The sequence below is a fragment of the Streptomyces sp. NPDC052040 genome (assembly GCF_044548405.1).
Lineage (GTDB): Bacteria > Actinomycetota > Actinomycetes > Streptomycetales > Streptomycetaceae > Streptomyces.
On the sequence record NZ_JBIUBV010000001.1, the window covers coordinates 33,850 to 53,071 of the forward strand.

The 19,222-nt window shown below is 72.5% G+C and carries 20 protein-coding genes; 9 read left to right on the forward strand and 11 right to left on the reverse strand.

The window, feature by feature from the left end; all coding sequences use genetic code 11:
• Nucleotides 1-768, reverse strand: coding sequence for a type I methionyl aminopeptidase (gene map, locus ACIHAA_RS00135; protein ID WP_399810883.1), 768 nt, complete (start codon nt 766-768; stop codon nt 1-3).
• A gap of 57 nt (nt 769-825) precedes the next feature.
• Here map and ACIHAA_RS00140 point away from each other — a divergent pair, with 57 nt between their 5' ends.
• From ACIHAA_RS00140 to recX, 3 genes are all read left to right on the forward strand, one after another.
• Nucleotides 826-1,116: a helix-turn-helix domain-containing protein gene (locus tag ACIHAA_RS00140; RefSeq protein WP_399810886.1), complete on the forward strand. Its 291-nt coding sequence runs from the start codon at nt 826-828 to the stop codon at nt 1,114-1,116.
• A 245-nt stretch (nt 1,117-1,361) separates the two neighbouring features.
• Nucleotides 1,362-2,489 carry a recombinase RecA gene (recA, locus tag ACIHAA_RS00145; protein WP_399810889.1) on the forward strand — a complete coding sequence of 376 codons (1,128 nt, stop codon included), beginning with the start codon at nt 1,362-1,364 and terminating at the stop codon, nt 2,487-2,489.
• Nucleotides 2,490-2,492: 3 nt separating this feature from the next.
• Complete coding sequence (gene recX, locus ACIHAA_RS00150) at nt 2,493-3,272, forward strand: recombination regulator RecX (protein ID WP_399810892.1); 780 nt, start codon at nt 2,493-2,495, stop codon at nt 3,270-3,272.
• A gap of 60 nt (nt 3,273-3,332) precedes the next feature.
• Here the strand turns inward: recX and ACIHAA_RS00155 are convergent, their stop codons facing one another.
• The 8 genes from ACIHAA_RS00155 to ACIHAA_RS00190 form a co-directional block, all read right to left on the reverse strand.
• A complete protein-coding gene (locus ACIHAA_RS00155; RefSeq protein ID WP_399813658.1) occupies nt 3,333-3,710 on the reverse strand; it encodes a rhodanese-like domain-containing protein in 378 nt (125 codons plus the stop codon).
• 110 nt (nt 3,711-3,820) lie between these two features.
• Nucleotides 3,821-4,390, reverse strand: a complete 570-nt coding sequence (locus ACIHAA_RS00160) for a cysteine dioxygenase (RefSeq protein ID WP_399810893.1) — start codon at nt 4,388-4,390, stop codon at nt 3,821-3,823.
• Between the two features lie 72 nt (nt 4,391-4,462).
• Nucleotides 4,463-4,549 carry a putative leader peptide gene (locus ACIHAA_RS00165; RefSeq protein ID WP_313960178.1) on the reverse strand — a complete coding sequence of 29 codons (87 nt, stop codon included), beginning with the start codon at nt 4,547-4,549 and terminating at the stop codon, nt 4,463-4,465.
• Nucleotides 4,550-4,675: 126 nt separating this feature from the next.
• Nucleotides 4,676-6,337 (reverse strand): FAD-dependent monooxygenase, encoded by a 1,662-nt coding sequence (locus ACIHAA_RS00170; RefSeq protein WP_399810895.1) that lies wholly within the window; start codon nt 6,335-6,337, stop codon nt 4,676-4,678.
• Between the two features lie 482 nt (nt 6,338-6,819).
• Complete coding sequence (locus ACIHAA_RS00175; RefSeq protein WP_399810897.1) at nt 6,820-7,704, reverse strand: amino acid ABC transporter permease; 885 nt, start codon at nt 7,702-7,704, stop codon at nt 6,820-6,822.
• Nucleotides 7,701-8,366: an amino acid ABC transporter permease gene (locus ACIHAA_RS00180; protein WP_399810900.1), complete on the reverse strand. Its 666-nt coding sequence runs from the start codon at nt 8,364-8,366 to the stop codon at nt 7,701-7,703. Before ACIHAA_RS00180 ends, ACIHAA_RS00175 begins: the two co-directional genes overlap by 4 nt.
• A 78-nt stretch (nt 8,367-8,444) precedes the next feature.
• A complete protein-coding gene (locus ACIHAA_RS00185; protein WP_399810903.1) occupies nt 8,445-9,272 on the reverse strand; it encodes a glutamate ABC transporter substrate-binding protein in 828 nt (275 codons plus the stop codon).
• 189 nt (nt 9,273-9,461) lie between these two features.
• A complete protein-coding gene (locus tag ACIHAA_RS00190; RefSeq protein WP_399810906.1) occupies nt 9,462-10,238 on the reverse strand; it encodes an amino acid ABC transporter ATP-binding protein in 777 nt (258 codons plus the stop codon).
• 364 nt (nt 10,239-10,602) lie between these two features.
• Between ACIHAA_RS00190 and ACIHAA_RS00195 the strand changes: the two genes are divergently transcribed.
• Entirely contained in the window at nt 10,603-11,289 is a 687-nt protein-coding gene (locus ACIHAA_RS00195; RefSeq protein ID WP_399810909.1) for a response regulator transcription factor, read from the forward strand.
• 9 nt (nt 11,290-11,298) lie between these two features.
• Entirely contained in the window at nt 11,299-12,723 is a 1,425-nt protein-coding gene (locus tag ACIHAA_RS00200; protein WP_399810911.1) for a sensor histidine kinase, read from the forward strand.
• A gap of 51 nt (nt 12,724-12,774) precedes the next feature.
• On the opposite strand, the gene ACIHAA_RS00205 is transcribed toward ACIHAA_RS00200, so the two are convergent.
• Nucleotides 12,775-13,773 carry a TAXI family TRAP transporter solute-binding subunit gene (locus ACIHAA_RS00205; protein ID WP_399810914.1) on the reverse strand — a complete coding sequence of 333 codons (999 nt, stop codon included), beginning with the start codon at nt 13,771-13,773 and terminating at the stop codon, nt 12,775-12,777.
• A 188-nt stretch (nt 13,774-13,961) separates the two neighbouring features.
• Here ACIHAA_RS00205 and ACIHAA_RS00210 point away from each other — a divergent pair, with 188 nt between their 5' ends.
• Nucleotides 13,962-14,366, forward strand: coding sequence for a MazG nucleotide pyrophosphohydrolase domain-containing protein (locus tag ACIHAA_RS00210; protein WP_399810917.1), 405 nt, complete (start codon nt 13,962-13,964; stop codon nt 14,364-14,366).
• On the opposite strand, the gene ACIHAA_RS00215 is transcribed toward ACIHAA_RS00210, so the two are convergent.
• A complete protein-coding gene (locus tag ACIHAA_RS00215; RefSeq protein ID WP_399810919.1) occupies nt 14,355-14,921 on the reverse strand; it encodes a TetR family transcriptional regulator in 567 nt (188 codons plus the stop codon). The two genes, ACIHAA_RS00210 and ACIHAA_RS00215, sit on opposite strands and share 12 nt — an antisense overlap.
• 131 nt (nt 14,922-15,052) lie before the next feature.
• Here ACIHAA_RS00215 and ACIHAA_RS00220 point away from each other — a divergent pair, with 131 nt between their 5' ends.
• From ACIHAA_RS00220 to mgtA, 3 genes are all read left to right on the forward strand, one after another.
• Complete coding sequence (locus ACIHAA_RS00220; RefSeq protein WP_399810922.1) at nt 15,053-16,042, forward strand: alpha/beta hydrolase; 990 nt, start codon at nt 15,053-15,055, stop codon at nt 16,040-16,042.
• A gap of 233 nt (nt 16,043-16,275) precedes the next feature.
• On the forward strand, nt 16,276-16,635 hold the full coding sequence (locus ACIHAA_RS00225) for an ArsR/SmtB family transcription factor (protein WP_399810925.1): 360 nt from the start codon (nt 16,276-16,278) through the stop codon (nt 16,633-16,635).
• A complete protein-coding gene (mgtA, locus tag ACIHAA_RS00230) occupies nt 16,625-19,201 on the forward strand; it encodes a magnesium-translocating P-type ATPase (RefSeq protein WP_399810927.1) in 2,577 nt (858 codons plus the stop codon). The genes ACIHAA_RS00225 and mgtA overlap by 11 nt, the downstream gene beginning before the upstream one ends.
• Nucleotides 19,202-19,222: the final 21 nt, after the last annotated feature.

Consider the following 19,222-nt stretch of genomic DNA (forward strand, 5'->3'; position numbering starts at 1 on the left):
TCAGGGCAGGGTCAGGACGCGGGGGCCCTGGTCGGTGATGGCGACCGTGTGCTCGATATGGGCGGCCCGGCTGCCGTCGGTGGTGCGCAGGGTCCAGCCGTCGGCATCGGTGCGATAGGTGTTCTGGCCGCCGGCCATGAGCATGGGCTCGATGGCCAGGACCAGGCCGTGACGGAGAGGGAAGCCGCGCCCGGGACGGCCCCGGTTGGGGACATGCGGGTCTTCGTGCATCTGGCGGCCGATGCCGTGTCCGCCGAAGTCGGCGGGCATGCCGCAGCCCGCCTTGCGGGCGACGGTGTCGATGGCGTGGGAAATGTCGCCGATGCGGCCTCCCGTCCGGGCGGCGGCGATTCCGGCGTCCAGGGCCTGCTGGGTGGCGTCGATCAGATCGAGGTCGCCGGGGCGTGGCGTGCCGACGGTGAAGGTGGTGGCCGCGTCGCCCGTCCAGCCGTCGAGCCGGGCGCCGCAGTCGACGCTCACCAGATCCCCGTCGCGCAGCCGGTAGCCGGTGGGGATGCCGTGTGACACCGCGTCGTTGACGGAGGTGCAGATCACGGCCGGGAACGGCACCGGGGCGAAGGACGGCCGGTATCCGAGGAACGGGGATTCGGCCCCTGCCTCGGTCAGAACCGCCCGGGCCGCCTCGTCGAGTTCCCGCAGGGTCACCCCCACACCGGCCGCTTCGCGTGCCGCGGCCAGGGCGTGGGCCACCACGCGTCCGGCTTCCCGCATCGCGTCCAATGCGGCATCGGTCTTGATCTCCACCATGTGCGACTCCCCGCGGCGCGTCGACCCAATACTTATACCGGTATTAGTATCACGGTCATGGTGAGAACTCCTCTGACGCCGTGGGAACGGGAACGCGGCGAGCGGTTCGGCGCGCTGCTGCGCCGGGCGCGCGGCAGTCGCAGCATGGCGGAGGTGGCGGCCGCGGCGGGGGTCTCCGCGGAGACGCTGCGCAAGATCGAGACCGGCCGGGCCCCGACCCCCGCCTTCTTCACCGTCGCGGCCTTGGCCGCCGCGCTGCACGTATCCCTGGACGAGTTGGCGGCCGCGTGTGCGCAGGACCCGGAATGGCAGGAGTCGGGCTGGCGGGAGTCGGCGCTCTCGGCCTGACCGCGCGGGTACGTGTGCCGTTGGAGGCCCGGCCCGGTGGTGCCGGGTGGTGTGCTTGACAGGAAAATCGAACATCCATTCTTATGGAGTCTCCGGCCCGGCTCTCCATGGGCACTTTCCGTAGGTTTACGAGGGGAAGTGCCCGAGTTATCCACAGGCCGGACGAGCGTCGAGGCGCATTGTCAGTGGCAGGCGCTAGCGTCTTTGACGTGAAGCGATCGACTCAAGCAAACCGGGTGGAACCCATGGCAGCTAGCGACCGCGAGAAGGCGCTCGACGCCGCGCTCGCGCAGATTGAACGGCAATTCGGCAAGGGCGCTGTCATGCGCATGGGCGAGCGGTCCAGGGAGCCCATCGAGGTCATCCCGACCGGGTCGACCGCGCTCGACGTCGCCCTCGGCGTCGGCGGCCTCCCCCGCGGCCGAGTCGTGGAGATCTACGGACCGGAGTCCTCCGGCAAGACGACCCTGACCCTGCACGCCGTCGCCAACGCCCAGAAGGCGGGCGGCCAGGTCGCCTTCGTGGACGCCGAACACGCCCTCGACCCCGAATACGCGCGCAAGCTCGGCGTCGACATCGACAACCTGATCCTCTCCCAGCCCGACAACGGCGAACAGGCCCTGGAGATCGTGGACATGCTGGTCCGTTCCGGCGCCCTCGACCTCATCGTCATCGACTCCGTCGCCGCGCTCGTCCCGCGCGCCGAGATCGAGGGCGAGATGGGCGACAGCCACGTCGGTCTCCAGGCCCGGCTGATGAGCCAGGCCCTGCGGAAGATCACCAGCGCGCTGAACCAGTCCAAGACCACCGCGATCTTCATCAACCAGCTCCGCGAGAAGATCGGCGTGATGTTCGGCTCCCCGGAGACCACGACCGGTGGCCGGGCGCTGAAGTTCTACGCCTCGGTGCGCATCGACATCCGCCGCATCGAGACCCTGAAGGACGGCACCGAAGCGGTCGGCAACCGCACCCGCTGCAAGGTCGTCAAGAACAAGGTCGCCCCGCCCTTCAAGCAGGCCGAGTTCGACATCCTCTACGGGCAGGGCATCAGCCGCGAGGGCGGACTGATCGACATGGGTGTCGAGCACGGCTTCGTCCGCAAGGCCGGCGCCTGGTACACCTACGAGGGCGACCAACTCGGCCAGGGCAAGGAGAACGCGCGCAACTTCCTCAAGGACAACCCCGACCTGGCCAACGAGATCGAGAAGAAGATCAAGGAGAAGCTGGGCGTCGGCGTGCGTCCCGAGGAGCCCGCCACCGAGCCGGGCGCGGACGCGGCGAGCGGCACACCCGCGGCCGAGGACCCCGCCAAGACCGTGCCCGCCGCCACGGCCAAGTCGGCAAAGGCCAAGACCCCGGCGGCCAAGAGCTAGCCCATGACACGGCGAACCGACTGGGCCGAGTACTCCATGCCGGTGTCCCCGCAGGAGCGCGGGAGTCGGGGCGACGGGAGACCGGTCGGAGGCGGCGACGGGCCGTACGACGGCATACGGGGCGACACGGAAGCCCCGGGCGCGGTCACCTCGCGGGATGGTGACGACCGTGCCCGTGGGGGACGCGGACGCGGGCGGCGGCGCGGTTTCGGGGAACCGGCCGACGGCCCCCAGGACGGAGGATCCGCCTTCTCGTCGAGGGCCGAGGAGGGGGACCCCCCGGCGGACCCGGTGGAGCGGGCGCGGGCGATCTGTCTGCGCCTGCTCACCGGGAGCCCCCGCACACGGAAGCAACTCGCGGACGCCCTGCGCAAGCGGGAGATCCCCGACGAGGCGGCGGAGGAGGTGCTGACGAGGTTCGAGGAGGCCGGACTCATCGACGACGGCGCCTTCGCGGACGCCTGGGTGGAGTCCCGGCACCACGGCCGGGGCCTGGCCCGCCGCGCTCTCGCCCGGGAGCTGCGCACCAAGGGCGTGGACTCCGCGGTGATCGACGAAGCAGTGGGACAGCTCGACAGCGAGCAGGAGGAGGCGACCGCACGCGACCTGGTCGACCGCAAACTGCGCGCGACCCGGGGCCTCGACCGAGACAAACGCCTGCGCCGCCTTGCAGGCATGCTCGCCCGCAAGGGCTACCCCGAGGGAATGGCCCTCCGGGTGGTCCGGCAGGCCCTGGAGGACGAGGGGGAGGACACGGAGGGGCTGGGGGACGGGGAGTTCTGAGGTGGGGGGGAGGGTGGGGGAGGGGGCCCCACCCCCACCCGGGCAGCGCGTCGCGAGAGCCTACGGAACCACCGGCAGCCCCGCCGCCCGCCAAGCCTGGAACCCCCCGACCAGGTCCGTGGCGCGGCGCAGGCCCAGTTGGTGCAGGGAGGCCGCGGCGAGGCTCGACGCGTAGCCCTCGTTGCAGATGATCACCACGCGCAGGTCGTGGCTCGTTGCCTCGGGGACGCGGTGGCTGCCCCGGGGGTCCAGGCGCCATTCGAGTTCATTGCGTTCGATGACCAGGGCGCCCGGGATGAGCCCGTCGCGGTCGCGCAGGGCCGCGTACCGGATGTCCACGAGCAGGACGCCCCCGGTGCGGGCGGCCTCGTGGGCCTCCGTCGCCTCCACCCGGTCGAGGCCCTCGCGGACCCGCTCCAGCCACTCGTCGATGCCTATGGGGTCTTCGGATCCTGTGACTTCTTCGGGTCCCGTGGGTTCTTCGGGGCCTGTGGGTTCTTCGAGGTCTGCGAGTTCGGCGGGTGCTGTGGGTTCTTCGGGCTGGGATGTCACTGCCAGTCCTCCGGGCGCTCGACCTGCTCCAGATGGAGTACCTGCCCCGTGCGACTGTAGCGGCGGATCCGTGGCAGGGGCGGGTAGTAGGCGTGGACGGAGACCGCGTGCCGGTCGGGGGACTCGTTGAGCACCTCGTGCACATGGTGTTGGCCGAAGGACCGGCCCGTGCCGGAGGGCAGCCGCCGTTCGCGGTCCACTCCCTCGGTGAGTTCCAGGGACTTCCAGCCGTCGGAGGGCAGCCGGGCCGCGAGGGAGTTCTCCCTGAGTTCGCCCGAGGCGGTGACGAAGGCGCCCACCGAGTCGGCGTGGTCGTGCCAGCCGGTGCCCGTGCCGGGCGGCCAGCCGATCAGCCAGGCCTCGCTGCCGCCGGGGCCCTCCAGCCGTACCCAGGTACGGCCCTCGGGGTCGAGTGGGAGCGTGGACACAAGTTCGGTGTCCGCGGCGGCCCGGTGTACGAAGTCGAGCAACTCGGCCTGGGTGGGCGCCGGAAGGGGACCGGGGGCCGACGACGCGGGAGGAGGGGGGACAGGGGGGACCGATGAGACAGAAGGGTGCGCAGACAACGGGACCGTCCTGGGGTTCGCGTGAGGCGCGCGGCGGTACGGGACGGCGCGCGCGGGTGTGGGGAAGCGAGATCAGCAGGACGGACGACACACGCAGCCCGCATAGCGGACGAGGTCCATATGGACCCTCCGCCACAGGCGCACACAGGTGTCGGTCACGATCCGGAGTAGACCATGGCGGTGCAGACCGGTCAACTCACTGTCACTATGTGGACGTCGTGGTGCCTCGACCCTCCGCCCCGGCCCCCGTCCTGTCCCACTACGCCCTCCGCCACACCCGGCCTCTCAGCCCGCGTTCGCTGCGGCCTGTTCCTTTGCCGGGACGCCCAGTGCCGTTTCCGCTGCCTGGTAGAGGTCCGCCGGGCGCACTCCGCTCTGTGCCGTCACCAGGTGGCCGTCCGGGCGGATGAGCAGCACGGTGTGTGCGGCCGCGCCCGGGTAGTTCTCGGCGACCAGCAGTTCCGCGGTGTGCGGCAGGGCCGTCACCGCCGCGGCCAGCCGGGGCATGACCCCGGCCGACAGCCAGTGCCTGCGCTCCCACACCCCGGTGCCCGGCGCCACCAGCACCACCAGCAGCGATCCGCGCCCCAGCCGGTCTCGCAGCCGTACGGAGGAACCGTCCTCGGCCGTCACCCGCACATCCGCGACCGCCGCCCCCGGCCCGGTGGCCACCGGCGTCTCGGACTCGCCCGGGGCGGGCTGGAGCGGCGAATCCGCGTAGCTGCCCGGCGCGCCCATCGCGCCGTGCCCCAGATGGCCGTCCGCGAGCAGTGCCTCCCGGCCGCGCGCGGCCCCGGGGACGACCGACCGCAGCCCTCCGCCGCCGCGCAGCAGCGGCAGTGCCTGGTCGGCGGCGCGCAGCCGGGCCGCGACCACGGCGCGGCGCTCGGTCTGATAGCTGTCGAGCAGTGCCTCGTGCGGGCCGTGGTGCCAGGACAGGGCCAGTTTCCAGGCGAGGTTGTCCACATCGCGGAGTCCCTCGTCCAGGCCGTGGGTGCCGAGTGCGCCGAGGAGATGGGCGGCGTCCCCGGCGAGGAAGACGCGGTCGGCGCGCCAACGGCGGGCGAGCCGGTGGTGGACGGTGTGGACTCCGGTGTCCAGCAGGTCGTAGGCGGGGGTGGTGCCGCCGTTCCAGCCCGCCAGTGTCTCCCGGACGAGGGTCACCAGGAGGTCGGGGGTGGCCAGGTCCTTGCCCGGTGGCAGCAGCCAGTCCAGGCGCCATACGCCGTCGGGCAGCGGGCGTGCGCTGATCTCGCCGCCCGAGGGGGCCGAGGTGCGCCAGGGCGGTGACCGGTGCAGCAGGGCCTCGCCGGGCCGGGGCAGTTCGGCCCGCAGTGCCGCGACGGCGTGACGTTCCACCGCGGTCCGGCCGGGGAAGCGGATGTCCAGCAGTTTGCGCACGGTCGAGCGGGGTCCGTCGCAGCCGACGAGATGACTGCCGCGCCACCAGGTGGACCGGGGGCCGCGGGTGTGGGCCGTGACTCCGGAGGGTTCCTGGTCGACGGAGTCGAGACGGCTCTCGGTGGCCACCTCGATGAGTTTTTCGCGGGCGGCGGCCGCGCGCAGGGCACCGGTGAGGACATGCTGGGCGATGTGCAGCGGGGCCGGGGTGTCGGCGGTGCCGGGCTCGTCGGGGGTGCCGTAGGCGTCCGTCCGGTCTCCGTTGCTCACGGGCCCGGGCGGTGCGAACGTGACGTCCCGGGTGACCTGTCGGCGCCGCATCGAACGCCAGCCGGTCCAGTGCAGTCCGGCGCCGGTGAGCTGTGGTCCGGCCAATCGTTCCAGCAGCGCGGCGGTGTCCTCGCGCAGGACGACGGTGCGCGCCGCCCGCTGCTCGTCCGTGCCGGGGCCTTCGTCGAGGACGACGGAGGGCACCTCCTGGCGCGCCAGCGCGAGTGCGAGCGCGAGCCCCACGGGCCCGGCTCCCGCGATGATCACCGGGTCCACGGCGCGATGCCCCCTGCGCTGAGTGGTGTCCTGAGGGACCTGAGGGAACAGGCAGTTGGGGCAGGGTGCACGATCACAGAACGTATGCAACCCACTGCCGCTGCGCCCGTCAAGCGAGCAGGGCTGTGGCGTGACGTCACTGCCCTGGGCAGCCGGGGGGTTCGCGGAGTTCACGGCTCCGGCTGAAGCACCGGCCGGGGCGTCGGCGCATACCCCGGCTCACGACCCGGCGCACGCCCGGCTTACGACCCGGCGCCCGCCTGCCTCATGCCCGGCTTACGACCCGCCTCACGGCCGGTGGAGAACGCCGGTGGAGGGCGGGCCAGGACGTGTGCGGGCCGGGCGTTGAGCGCCCGGGGCGGGCGCTCAACGGCCGCGGGTACGTGGTGCGCGCGGGCGGCGATCGCGGCGCCCGTACGGCCAGCCGCCCGTACGGCCAGCCGCCCGTACGGCCAGCCGCCCGTACGGCCGGGCGGTCCCCGTCAGCTGTTGATGCCCGTCGCCTCCGCGCCGCCGACGGCCGCCGGGGCGAGGACCGCTCCGGTCGACTTCTTGGCCCGTCGCAGCCGCCGCTCCAGCCAGCCCGCGAAGGTGGACAGCGCGAAGTTGACGATGAGGAAGAGCAGGGCCACGATCGTGAAGCAGGCGATGGTGTTGGCGCCGTAGAAGGAGCTCATCGGGGAGACCGCGGCCAGCAGGTCGGGGAAGGTGAGGACCGCGCCGCCCAGGGCGGTGTCCTTCACGGTCACCACCAGCTGGCTGACGATGGCCGGCAGCATCGTGGTGACCGCCTGCGGCAGCAGGATCAGCCGCATGACCTGGTTCTTGCGCAGGCCGATCGCGAGCGCGGCCTCGGACTGGCCCTTGGGCAGGGCCAGGATGCCCGCGCGGACGATCTCCGCGAGCACCGAGGCGTTGTAGAGGACGAGTCCGGTGACCACGGCGTAGAGCGGGCGGTCGTCCGAGGCGACATTGGTGTACTGGGCGAACAGGGCGTTGCCGAAGATCATCAGGACGAGGACCGGGATGGCCCGGAAGAACTCGACCACTATGGAGACGGGCACCCTGATCCAGGCGTGGTCGGAGAGCCGGGCGATGCCCAGGACCGCGCCCAGCGGCAGCGCGATGAGCATGGCCAGGGCGGCCGCCTCAAGCGTCTGCCGCAGGCCCGGCAGCAGATACGTGGTCCAGGCGTCCGGCCCGTCGAAGAACGGCTTCCACTTCTCCCAGTCGAGCTGGCCCTTGTCGTCGAGGCTGCTGTACACCCACCACGCCACGGCGGCCAGGGCGGCGAGGAACACCACGGTCCAGACGGCGTTGCGCCGTTTGGCGCGGGGCCCCGGGACGTCGTAGAGGACGGAACTCATCGCTTCACCGCCACCTTCTTGCCCACCCAGCCGAGGATCAGACCGGCCGGCAGTACGAGACACACGAACCCGAAGCCGATCACCGCTGAGATCAGCAGCAGTTGGGCCTCGTTCTCGATCATCTTCTTCATCAGCAGGGCGGCTTCGGCGACACCGATCGCGGCCGCCACCGTGGTGTTCTTGGTCAGTGCGATCAGTACGTTCGTCAGCGGACCCATCACCGAGCGGAACGCCTGGGGCAGCACCACCAGGGTGAGGACCTGGGTGAAGTTCAGCCCCAGCGCGCGGGCCGCCTCGGCCTGGCCGACGGGCACGGTGTTGATGCCGGAGCGGAGCGCCTCGCACACGAACGCCGCGGTGTAGGCGGTGAGTCCGAGGACCGCCAGCCGGAAGTTGATGGTGTCGAAGTCGCTGGCGCCGAGGCTGACGCCCAGGGTCTGGTTGAGGCCCAGGGAGGTGAACAGGATGATCACGGTCAGCGGGATGTTCCGCACGATGTTCACATAGGCGGTCCCGAAGCCGCGCATCACCGGCACCGGCCCGACTCGCATCGCGGCCAGTACGGTGCCCCAGATCAGGGAGCCGATCGCGGACAGGACGGCGAGCTGCACCGTCGTCCAGAACGCGCCCAGCACGTCGTAGTGATCAAGAAAGTCGAACATGAGGTCCCGCGCTTCCGCGTGTCGGGCAGGCCGGGTGCGCCGCCCCCCGGGGGGCGGCGCACGGTCGTCGGGCGCTGCTTACTTGACGATGTTGCCGATCTTCGGCGCGGGCTCGTTCTTGTAGCCGGCGGGGCCGAAGTTCTTGTCCACGGCGCTCTTCCAGGAACCGTCGGAGACCATCTTCTCCAGGGCGGCGTTGATCTTCGCCTTGAGGTCGCTGCCCTTCTTGACGCCGATGCCGTAGTTCTCGTTGGTCATCTTGAAGCCGCCGAGCTTGAACTTGCCCTTGAAGGCGGCCTGCGAGGCGTAGCCGGCGAGGATGGAGTCGTCGGTGGTCAGCGCGTCGATGGCGCCGTTCTCCAGGCCCGTCAGGCAGGCCGAGTAGGTCGGGTACTGCTGGAGCTTGGCCTTCGGGGCGAGCTTGTCGTGGACGTTCTGCGCCGAGGTCGAGCCGGTGACCGAGCACAGCTTCTTCGAGTTGAGGTCCGACGGGGACTTGATGTCCTTGTCGTCGGCGCGGAGCAGCACGTCCTGGTGGGCGAGCAGATAGGGGCCCGCGAAGTCGACCTTGTCCTGGCGCGCCGGGGTGATCGAGTAGGAGGCGGCGATGAAGTCGACGTCACCGCGCTGGAGCATGGTCTCGCGGTCGGCGCTCTTCGACTCCTTCCACTCGATCTGGTCGGCGGTGTAGCCGAGCTGCTTGGCGATGTACGTGGCGACGTCCACGTCGAAGCCGGAGTAGCCCTGCGGCGTCTTCTGGCCGATGCCGGGCTGGTCGAACTTGATGCCGATCTTGATGTTCTTGCCGGAGCCGCTGTCCTTCTTGTCGCCGGAGCCGCAGGCGGTGGCGGCGGTGGCGAGGGCGAGCACGGCGGCCGTGGCGGCGGTGGCCTTGCGGAGCTTCATGGTGAACATCCTTTGGGTGGTGAAGAAAAGACACGTCGTGGCGGGCCGGTGTCGGGGACCGCAGGTGTCACGGGGTCCGTCGGTACCACGGGGGCCGTGCGGGAACCGTCGTCGGTGGTGCGGGGCCGCGCGGAGACCGGCGTAGGCGGTGCGCGGCCCGCGCGGGGAGGTCAGTGGTCGCGGGGGAGGTCAGTGGTGCAGGATCTTGGAGAGGAAGTCCTTGGCGCGGTCGCTGCGCGGATTGCTGAAGAACTGGTCCGGCGCCGCCTCTTCCACGATGCGGCCGTCCGCCATGAACACCACCCGGTTGGCGGCCGAACGGGCGAAGCCCATCTCATGGGTGACCACGACCATGGTCATGCCGTCCCGGGCGAGCTGCTGCATGACCTCCAGGACCTCGTTGATCATCTCGGGGTCCAGGGCCGAGGTCGGCTCGTCGAAGAGGATGACCTTGGGGTCCATGGCCAGGGCGCGGGCGATCGCGACACGCTGCTGCTGGCCGCCGGAGAGCTGCGCGGGGTACTTGTCGGCCTGGGTGGCGACGCCGACCCGGTCGAGCAGGGCGCGCGCCCGCTCCTGGGCCTTGGCCTTGTCCGTCCTGCGGACCTTGATCTGGCCCAGCATCACGTTCTCGAGGACGGTCTTGTGGGCGAAGAGGTTGAACGACTGGAAGACCATGCCGACATCGGCGCGCAGCCGGGCCAGCTCCCTGCCCTCCTGCGGCAGCGGCCTGCCGTCGATCCGGATCTCGCCCTCGTCGATGGTCTCCAGGCGGTTGATGGTGCGGCACAGCGTGGACTTTCCGGAACCCGAGGGTCCGATGACCACGACGACCTCGCCACGGGTGATGGTCAGGTCGATGTCCCGGAGCACGTGCAACGCGCCGAAGTGCTTGTTCACGCCCCTCAGAACGACCAGTTCGTCGGTTGTGGCCGCCGAGTCGTCGGCCACCGATGCTGCGGTCATGACTGGTTTGGCTCCGTCCTCACTCGGTTTCGGAGGACAGTAATGACGGCGCCCGACCAGCGTCATTACATCTGAGGGAGATCTGAGCATCACGATCGGGTAGCGGTCGTGCACATGTGGTAGCCGCGGCCGGATTTCCGCGTACCGGCTGAATAACGGTAGGCGTACGCAACCGGAAGCCTCTTGACGCCGTCCTTGTTCATCGGCGTGACTGCCTTGGTGCACGCGTCCGCGTGCCCACGTTCGCGTGGACGACGTTTCCGCCCTCGGGCGGGTGACTCCTTCCGACCAGGGGGCGTGCCCGTTTCGGCGGGCCGGCATCGGCACGGGACCGTCACGACCACTGCATCCGGAGGGGGCCGGTATGAGACTGCTTCTCGTCGAGGACGACAACCATGTCGCGGCCGCCCTGTCCGCGGTGCTGGCCCGGCACGGCTTCGACGTCACACACGCCCGCAACGGTGAGGAGGCCCTGCGGGCGCTGGTCCCGGAGGGCGCCGGTTTCGGTGTGGTGCTGCTCGACCTGGGCCTGCCCGACCAGGACGGCTACGAGGTGTGCGGCAAGATCCGCAAGCGCACCAGCATCCCGGTGATCATGGTGACCGCGCGGTCCGATGTGCGCTCCCGGATCCACGGCCTGAACCTGGGCGCCGACGACTACGTGGTCAAGCCCTACGACACCGGGGAACTGCTCGCGCGGATCCATGCCGTCGCCCGGCGCACCCCGCATCTGGACGACACGGGGGCCACCGAGACGGTGCTGCGGCTGGGGCCGGTCCATGTCGAACTGCCCACCCGGCGGGTGAGTGTGGCGGGTGCGGTGGTCCAGCTGACCCGCAAGGAGTTCGACCTGCTGGCGCTGCTGGCCCAGCGGCCCGGCGTGGTGTTCCGCCGGGAGCAGATCATCAGCGAGGTGTGGCAGACCAGTTGGGAGGGGACCGGACGCACCCTGGAGGTGCATGTCGCCTCGCTCAGGTCCAAGCTGCGGATGCCCGCGCTGATCGAGACCGTACGCGGCGTCGGGTACCGGCTCGTCGCCCCGGCCGTCTAGCGGGGCCGGGTGCGCGCACGTCTGCTTCCGCTGCTCATCGTGCTGCTGGCGGCCGTACTGCTGGCGCTCGGGGTGCCGCTCGCGGTGAGCCTCGCGGCCGCCCAGCAGCAGCGGGTGGTCGTCGACCGGATCGACGACACGGCACGCTTCGCGGCCCTCGCGCAGTTCGTCACCGACCGCCCCTCCACCGGCTCCCCGGCGGTGGGCGAGGACGAGCGCGGGGAGACCCTGCGCAAGGAACTCGCGATGTACTACGGCGTCTACGGCATCCGCGCCGGGGTCTTCTACCGCGACGACGTACCCATGGCACATGCGCCGGAGGACTGGTACCTGCCGCAGGAGGGCGAGGGCCGGGACGCCTTCAACGAGGCGCTCCTCGGGCGCCGCAGCCATGATCCGGAGCAGGTGTGGCCCTGGCAGCGGAACCGGCTGGTGGTCGCCTCCCCGGTGATCCGCGACGGCGATGTCGTCGCCGTGGTCGTCACCGACTCGCCGACCGGGCAGATGCGGTCCGAGATCCTGCACGGCTGGCTGCTCATCGGCGCCGGGGAGATCGCCGCGATGCTGCTGGCGGTGGGTGCGGCGCTGCGACTGACGGGCTGGGTGCTCAGGCCCGTACGGGTGCTGGACGCGACGACCCACGACATCGCGACCGGGCGCCTGAAGTCGCGGGTCGCGGCCGCCGGGGGACCGCCGGAACTGCGGCGCCTGGCACGCTCGTTCAACGAGATGGCGGACCATGTGGAGGAGGTCCTGGAGCAGCAGCGCGCCTTTGTCGCCGACGCCTCCCACCAGTTGCGCAATCCGCTCTCCGCGCTGCTGCTGCGGATCGAGCTGCTCGCTCTCGAACTGCCCGAGGGCAATGCGGAGATCGCCTCGGTGCGCACCGAGGGCAAGCGGCTGGCGCGGGTCCTCGACGATCTGCTGGACCTGGCACTCGCCGAGCACGCCGAGGCCGATCTGCTGGTCACCGACGTCGGAGCGCTGGCCGCCGAGCGGGTGGCCGCCTGGAGCCCGGCCGCCGAGGCCAAGGGCGTACGGCTGAGCGGGAGTTGTCCGGCCACCACGGCCTGGGCCGACCCGGTCACCCTCTCCAGCGCGCTGGACGCGGTGATCGACAACGCGGTGAAGTTCACCCCGGAGGGGGAGCGGGTGGAGGTCGCGGTGGCGGTGGACGGGGCATGGGCCACGGTGGTGGTCACCGACGGCGGTCCCGGCCTCGGCGACGAGGAACTGGCCCGGGTCGGGGACCGTTTCTGGCGCAGCGCGGCCCATCAGAACATCAAGGGCTCGGGACTCGGACTGTCGATCACCCGGACACTGCTGGCCGCGGGCGGCGGTTCCATCGCCTACGCCCGCCATGAGCCGCGCGGGCTGAGAGTGACGGTCACGGTGCCGCGCTCGGTTCCGGGGGGCGGGGCGCGGGAAGCGTGAGCCGTACCCGGGGCCCTCGAGGGGGCCCCGGGTGCGCCGAGCGCGAGGGGGCTACGGCTTGACCGAGCGGTAGTAGCGGCGTGCTCCCTCGTGCAGTTCCAGGGGGTCCGTGTAGATCGCCGACCGCAGGTCCACCAGCTGGGCCGCGTGCACCTGGGCGCCGATCCGGTCCCGGCTGTCGATGACCGTGCGGGTGAGCTTCTCGGTCAGGTCCGCGTCCGTGTCCTCCCGGGTGACCAGGAGATTGGCGACGGCCACGGTCGGCACGGAGGCGCCCTGCTGGGACTCCGGATAGGCGTCGGCGGGCATCACCGCGGCCCGGTAGTAGCCCGAGGCGCCGCCCTGGGCGTGCAGCTTCGCCACCAGGTCGCTGCCGATGGGCACCAGGCGGATCGGGAAATTGTTCGACAGCTGGGTGATCGCGCTGGTGGGCAGGCCGCCCGACCAGAAGAACGCGTCGATCCGGTTCTGCTTCAGCAGCCCGGGCATGGTCCCTATGCCGTCGGACAGGGTGGTGATGTCCTTCTCGGGGTCCAGCCCGGCCGCGGCGAGCACATGGTCCGCCACCAGCCGCACCCCCGAGCCGCCCGGCCCGACGGCCACGGTCCGCCCCTTCAGGTCGGCCACCGACCGGACGGGGGAGGAACGCGGCACCACCAGATGCACATAGTCGTCGTAGAGCCGTGCGCAGCCGCGCAGCCGGTCGGCGCCGGGTCCGTTCGCCAGCCGGTAGGCCTCCACCGCGTCGGCGGCGGCGATGGTGAAGTCCGCCTGGCCGGTGGCCACCCGCCGTACGTTCTCCTGCGAGCCGTCGCTGTTCAGCAGCCGGACGTCCAGCCCGGGCAGGTCCTTGGCGATCGCGTGCCGCAGCAGCGTGCCGTACTTCTGGTAGACGCCGGTCGGGGTGCCGGTGCTGAAGGTGACCGTGCCGCTCGGGGACTCCTTGCCGAGCGGCAGCAGCCACCACAGCAGCAGCCCGAGGACCGCGAAGGCGGCCGTCGAGCCCAGCAGCGCGCGGCGCCGGCTCATCCGGGGGAGTGCCTGGAGCATGCGGGCGATCCTGCCAGGCCGCACACCCTCCTGACCAGGGCGGGGCGCGCCGGAGAGCCGGGTGGGACGCGGTGGGCGGCTGGTGGGGAGTGCCGCGCAGGGCCGGGTGGGGAGCGCGGCGCAGGGCCGGGTGCGGGGGCGGCGCGAGGCCGGGCGGGGTGCGGGGGGCGGGCCGGTAGGGTCGCCGGATGCATCCTTCACCCGCCTCCCTCGTCCGAGAGTTCCATCTCGCCTTCGGCCTCGACGCCCGTACCGTGCCGACCGAGGTCTCCCCGGAGCTGGCCGCGCACCGCGGTGAGCTGCTCGCCGAAGAGGCCGCGGAGGTCGCGGAGGTGGCCGTCACGGGTCCGCTGGACAAGCTGGCCCATGAGCTGGCCGACCTGGTCTACGTGGCCTACGGCACCGCTCTGGTGCACGGGATCGACCTGGATGCCGTGATCGCCGAGATCCACCGCGCCAATATGACCAAGATCGGCCCGGACGGCACGGTCGCCCGGCGCCAGGACGGCAAGGTCCTCAAGGGCGACCACTACCGGGCCCCGGACGTCTCGGCCGTGCTGCGCGGCCAGGGCTGGGCGCCCTCACCGGTGTAGAAACCGCTCCACGGCCGCGAACCCCTCGTGGACCAGGTCGAACAGCGACTCGTCCACGGGGGGTTCGGCGGTCCAGCGCTCGAAGGCGACGCGGAAGACCGTCGTCGCGGTCTCGGCGGCGTACTGCGCCTCGGCCGCCCCGAGGCCCCGCTCCCGCAGGGTCCCCGCCAGCGCGGCCGCCCAGGACGCCAGCTTCACCAGCTCGCGTTCGCGCAGGTCCGGGGAGTGCCGGATGATCCGGGTCCGCAGCACCAGCCGTTCCCGGCGCGGTTGCAGAGTGCCGGTGAGCGCCTTCAGCCCGGCGAGGGTCGCCTCCAGGGGGGAGGCGCCGTCCGGTACGGCGGCCGCCGCCGCGGTGAAGACGTCCCGCAGCGCCTCCTCGTCGCCGAACAGGATCTCCTTCTTGTCGGGGAAGTGCCGGAAGAACGTCCGTTCGGTGAGCCCGGCCCGCTCGGCCACGGCCGCCGCCGTCACCTCGGCGAACCCCCGCTCCGCGTACAACTCCAGCGCGGCGTCCTGTAGTCGGCGCCGTCCGTCCGGCTTCCATCGGCTCATGGGGGCATCGTACCCGTGGTGATGTCAGGGCCTGACATCACGACGATTCGGCGCTACGATCACCATCGATGGCAGTCACTGACATCGCTGCCGTCCGTCATGTCTCCCCTCACCCTTGGGACCGCCACGCCATGACCACGATGCGATCCGACGTACGCGCACTCCTCGACCAGCTGGCCGCCGCGGGCGGACCGGGGATCGAGGAGCAGACTCCGCAGGCCGCCCGCGACGGTATGCGCGCGATGCTGCCCGTCGTCGACCTCCCGATGCCCGAACTCGCCACCGTGCGGGAGCTGTCCGTGCCCGCGGAGCACGGAACGGTCCCGGCCCTGCTGCTCGACCCCCGCGCACACCGCGACCCGGGCCCGCTCGTCGTCTGGTACCACGGCGGGGGCTTCGTCACCGGGGGCCTCGACAGCCATCGCAGCTTCGCCGCCGACCTCGCCCGCCGACTCGACCTGCCGGTGCTGCTGGTCGCCTACCGGCTCGCGCCGGAGGCGCCCTACCCCGCGGCGCCCGACGACGCGGAGACCGTCGCGCGCTGGGCGGCCGCGAACCCGGCCGAGCTGGGCCGCGCCGTGGACGCGCTGGTCCTCGGCGGTGACAGCGCGGGCGCCACACTCGCCATCGCCACGGCCATGGCGCTGCGCGACACGCCCGCACCGCTCCCGGTCCTGGCCCATCTCGTGCTCTACCCGGCGACGGACCACACCCGGCCCTACCCCTCCCACCGGGAGTTCGCCGAGGGGCATCTGCTCACCGAGGCGAGCCGCCGCTGGTACTACGCCCACTACCGGCCCACCGTCACCGACGTCCGCGCCTCGCCGCTCCTCGGCGAGGCAGCCGGGCTGCCGCCCGCCGTGGTGGTCACCGCCGGACTCGACCCGCTCCGCGACGAGGGCCGCGCCTACGCCGCGGCGCTCGTCACGGCGGGCGTCCCGACCACCTTCCTGGAGGCGGAGGGCACCATCCACGCCTTCGCCGTGCTGCGCCGCGCCCTCCCCTCCTCGCAGCGCGACATCGCCGCGGCGACGGCGGCGCTGCGCGCGATGCTGGAGGGGGCGGGGAGGCCGGTGAGCCACCCGGTCGGCGTCGACCGGGCGGCCACGGCCGCTTCCTGACGGCCGCCGTCGAACCGGCGGACCCCTCCGCTTTCCCGCGGTGACAGCCGACCCGACGCCGGCCGCTGCCGACCGGACGGCCACCATCAACCCTGACGGCCACCCCCCGGCGGCCCACCGCCCATCCGGTGGCCCACCGCCGACCCGGCGGCGGCCGCCGCCCGCCCCGTCGGTCGCCCCCTAGACTGGGGCCGCTCTCGGGGTACGGCCGGGGCGGGAAGGGGACGACGGCGGTGGCGGCAGGTGGCGGTGGTTTCGCGGAGGATCCGTCCGCCGAGGTGTGGGCGGAGGCGGCCGCCGCGTTCGGGCTGCTGGCCTCGCCCGCGCGACTGCACATCGTGTGGGCGCTCGCCCAGGGCGAGAGCGATGTGACCGGACTCGCCGCACGCGTCGGCGGGGCACTGCCCGCCGTCAGCCAGCACCTGACCAAGCTGAAACTCGCCGGACTGGTGCGCTCCCGCAGGGAGGGCCGCCGACAGGTGTACTTCGTCGACGACCCCGACATCGTGACCGTGGTGCGCCTGGTGGTGGACCAGCTCGGCGCCCGCGACACCCTGACCCGCGTCCCGGCGGCCCGGCTCCGTGGCCTCTGAGACCGCAGCACCGTCGCCGTCCCCGGCCACGGGCGCCGGTCCGGCCCCCGCCGAGCCGACCGCGCTCCAGGAGCTGCGCCGCCTGCGCACCGGCCCCCGGGGGCTCACCGACCCGGAGGCGGAGGCCCGGCTCGCGGAACTCGGCGAGAACACGCTCCCCGACACCCGTACCCCCTCCTGGTCCCGCCGTTTCGTCCGCGGTCTGCGCGATCCCTTCACCACGGTCCTGCTCTGCCTCGGCCTGGTCTCCGCCACTGTCAGCGCCTGGGGCACCGCCTGTGTGATCCTCTCCCTCGTCGGCGTCAGCTGCCTGCTGCGCGCCACCGGCGAGCACCGGGCCGACCGCTCGACGGCCGCGCTGCGCGAACTGGTCCCCACCACCGCGACCGTGCTGCGCCGACCGGACCGGGACCGGCCGCCCGAGGAACGCGAGACACCCGCGGCCGAACTGGTGCCCGGCGACATCGTCCGCCTCGCCCCCGGCGACCTGGTCCCGGCCGATGTGCGGCTGCTGCGCGCCCACGGGCTGACCGTGCACCAGGCGGCGCTGACCGGCGAGTCGGCACCGGTGGCCAAGGACGCCGCCGAGGCTCCCGCGACCCCCGCGGGCGGCGGCCCCTTCGACCACCCCCGGTTGTGCTTCCAGGGCAGCAGCGTCGTCACCGGCAGTGCCACCGCGCTGGTCCTGGAGACCGGCCCCCGGACCCGGTTCGCCCGGGCCCATCGTGCCCCCGCCCGGCGCGAGGCGAGCGCCTTCGAACGGTCCGTTCACGGCATCTCCTGGGTGCTGATCCGGTTCATGCTGCTCACCCCGCCGCTGGTGCTGATGACCAACGCCACCCTGCGCGACCGGGGTCTGGAGACGCTGCCCTTCGCGGTCGCGGTCGCCGTCGGCCTCACGCCCGAGATGCTCCCGGTCATCGTCACCAGCTGCCTGGCCCGCGGCGCCCGGCAGCTCGCCCGTACCCACGGCGTGATCGTCAAACGGTTGCCCGCCCTGCACGACCTGGGCGCGGTCGACGTCCTGTGCGTCGACAAGACCGGCACCCTCACCGAGGACCGGCCCGTCGTCCGGCGCGCCCTGGACGGCACCGGCCGGGACGCCCCCGAGGTGCTGAACCGGGCCGCCGCGGCCGCCTGGTGGACCCTTCAGCTCGCCGACCTGCCCGCCCCGGACGTCCTCGACGAAGCGCTCCTGGACGCGGCCGACGGAAGCTGGGAGGCGTACGAGGGCGTCGCCGCCGTGCCCTTCGACCCGGTCCGACGACTGGCCACCGCCGTGGTCCGCGGCGGCCTCGGCTCCCACACCCTCCTCGTCAAGGGCGCCCCCGAAGCCGTACTGGAGCGCTGCGCGCTGGAGCCCGCCGAGCGGGAGCGGCTGCTCGCGCTCGCCGCCCGCGAGGCCGCGGACGGACTGCGGGTGATCGCCCTGGCCACCGCCGACCGTCCCGCCCGGACCCGCCCCTACACGCCCGCCGACGAACGGGGCCTGGACTTCAGCGGGTTCGTCACCTTCCGGGACGCCCTCGCCCCGACCGCCGCCCGCGCCCTGCGGGACCTCGCCGCCCGCGGTGTCACGGTACGGATCCTCACCGGCGACCACCCCGGCACCGCTGCCCGCGCCTGCCGCGACCTCGGGCTCGACCCCGGCGAGGTACGGACCGCGGGCGCCCCGGACGACCACACCGCGCGCGTCGTCGCCCGGTGCACCCCCGAGGACAAGGCGCGGATCGTCACCGAGCTGCGCCGGTCCGGGCACACCGTCGGCTTCTTCGGCGACGGCGTCAACGACGTGCCCGCGCTGGGCGCCGCCGACGTCGGGATCGCCCCGCGCGACGCCGTCGAGGTGGCCCGCCGCAGCGCGGACACCGTCCTCGCCTTCAAGGACCTCGGCGCGATCGACCACGCCGTCGCCGCAGGCCGCCACAGCAGCGGCAACATCGCCGCGTATCTGCGCGTCACCCTCTCCTCCAACCTCGGCAACGTCGTCGCGATGCTCGCCGCGGGCCTCCTCCTGCCCTTTCTGCCGATGCTCCCCGCCCAGGTCCTCGCGCAGAACCTGTGCTTCGACGCGGCCCAGCTCGCCTTCGCCCGCGACCGCCCCGCCGCCGATGCGCTCGCCCGCCCCACCGTGCTGCGCCCGCGCGACTTCCTCCGCTTCATCACCGGCTTCGGCCTGCTCAACGCCGTCGCCGACCTCGCCACCTTCGCCGTCCTCGCACTCTCGCTCGACGGGCCCGACGCGCTGGACGACCGGGCGGTCTTCCACTCGGCCTGGTTCACCGAGAACCTGCTCACCCAGGCCCTGGTGATGGTGCTGCTGCGCTCCGGCCGACGTGCCGCCGAGGGGCGCGGTCCTGGCCCGGTCGGCCGGGCCGCGATCGTGCTCGCCGCGGTCGCCCTCCTGCTGCCCTTCACCCCGCTCGGCGCCGCACTCGGCCTGACCGCGCTGCCGGTGGGCCACTACCTGCTGCTCGCCGCCGTCCTGGCGCTGTACGCGGCGGCCCTGTGGGCGGTCCGGGCGTTCTACGAACGGCGCTCCGCGGCGCTTGGCGGCCATCCGTAGGTCACGTTTCGGCCCTGGTGC

What these genes read in the sequence shown, in the direction of transcription:
- ACIHAA_RS00175 (WP_399810897.1), bottom strand. Translation starts at nt 7,704, where the DNA reads ATGAGTTCCGTCCTCTACGACGTCCCGGGGCCCCGCGCCAAACGGCGC.
- recA (WP_399810889.1), top strand. Translation starts at nt 1,362, where the DNA reads ATGGCAGCTAGCGACCGCGAGAAGGCGCTCGACGCCGCGCTCGCGCAG.
- ACIHAA_RS00205 (WP_399810914.1), bottom strand. Translation starts at nt 13,773, where the DNA reads ATGCTCCAGGCACTCCCCCGGATGAGCCGGCGCCGCGCGCTGCTGGGC.
- ACIHAA_RS00220 (WP_399810922.1), top strand. Translation starts at nt 15,053, where the DNA reads ATGACCACGATGCGATCCGACGTACGCGCACTCCTCGACCAGCTGGCC.
- ACIHAA_RS00140 (WP_399810886.1), top strand. Translation starts at nt 826, where the DNA reads ATGGTGAGAACTCCTCTGACGCCGTGGGAACGGGAACGCGGCGAGCGG.
- ACIHAA_RS00195 (WP_399810909.1), top strand. Translation starts at nt 10,603, where the DNA reads ATGAGACTGCTTCTCGTCGAGGACGACAACCATGTCGCGGCCGCCCTG.
- ACIHAA_RS00185 (WP_399810903.1), bottom strand. Translation starts at nt 9,272, where the DNA reads ATGAAGCTCCGCAAGGCCACCGCCGCCACGGCCGCCGTGCTCGCCCTC.
- map (WP_399810883.1), bottom strand. Translation starts at nt 768, where the DNA reads ATGGTGGAGATCAAGACCGATGCCGCATTGGACGCGATGCGGGAAGCC.
- ACIHAA_RS00210 (WP_399810917.1), top strand. Translation starts at nt 13,962, where the DNA reads ATGCATCCTTCACCCGCCTCCCTCGTCCGAGAGTTCCATCTCGCCTTC.
- ACIHAA_RS00190 (WP_399810906.1), bottom strand. Translation starts at nt 10,238, where the DNA reads ATGACCGCAGCATCGGTGGCCGACGACTCGGCGGCCACAACCGACGAA.
- ACIHAA_RS00215 (WP_399810919.1), bottom strand. Translation starts at nt 14,921, where the DNA reads ATGAGCCGATGGAAGCCGGACGGACGGCGCCGACTACAGGACGCCGCG.
- ACIHAA_RS00180 (WP_399810900.1), bottom strand. Translation starts at nt 8,366, where the DNA reads ATGTTCGACTTTCTTGATCACTACGACGTGCTGGGCGCGTTCTGGACG.
- recX (WP_399810892.1), top strand. Translation starts at nt 2,493, where the DNA reads ATGACACGGCGAACCGACTGGGCCGAGTACTCCATGCCGGTGTCCCCG.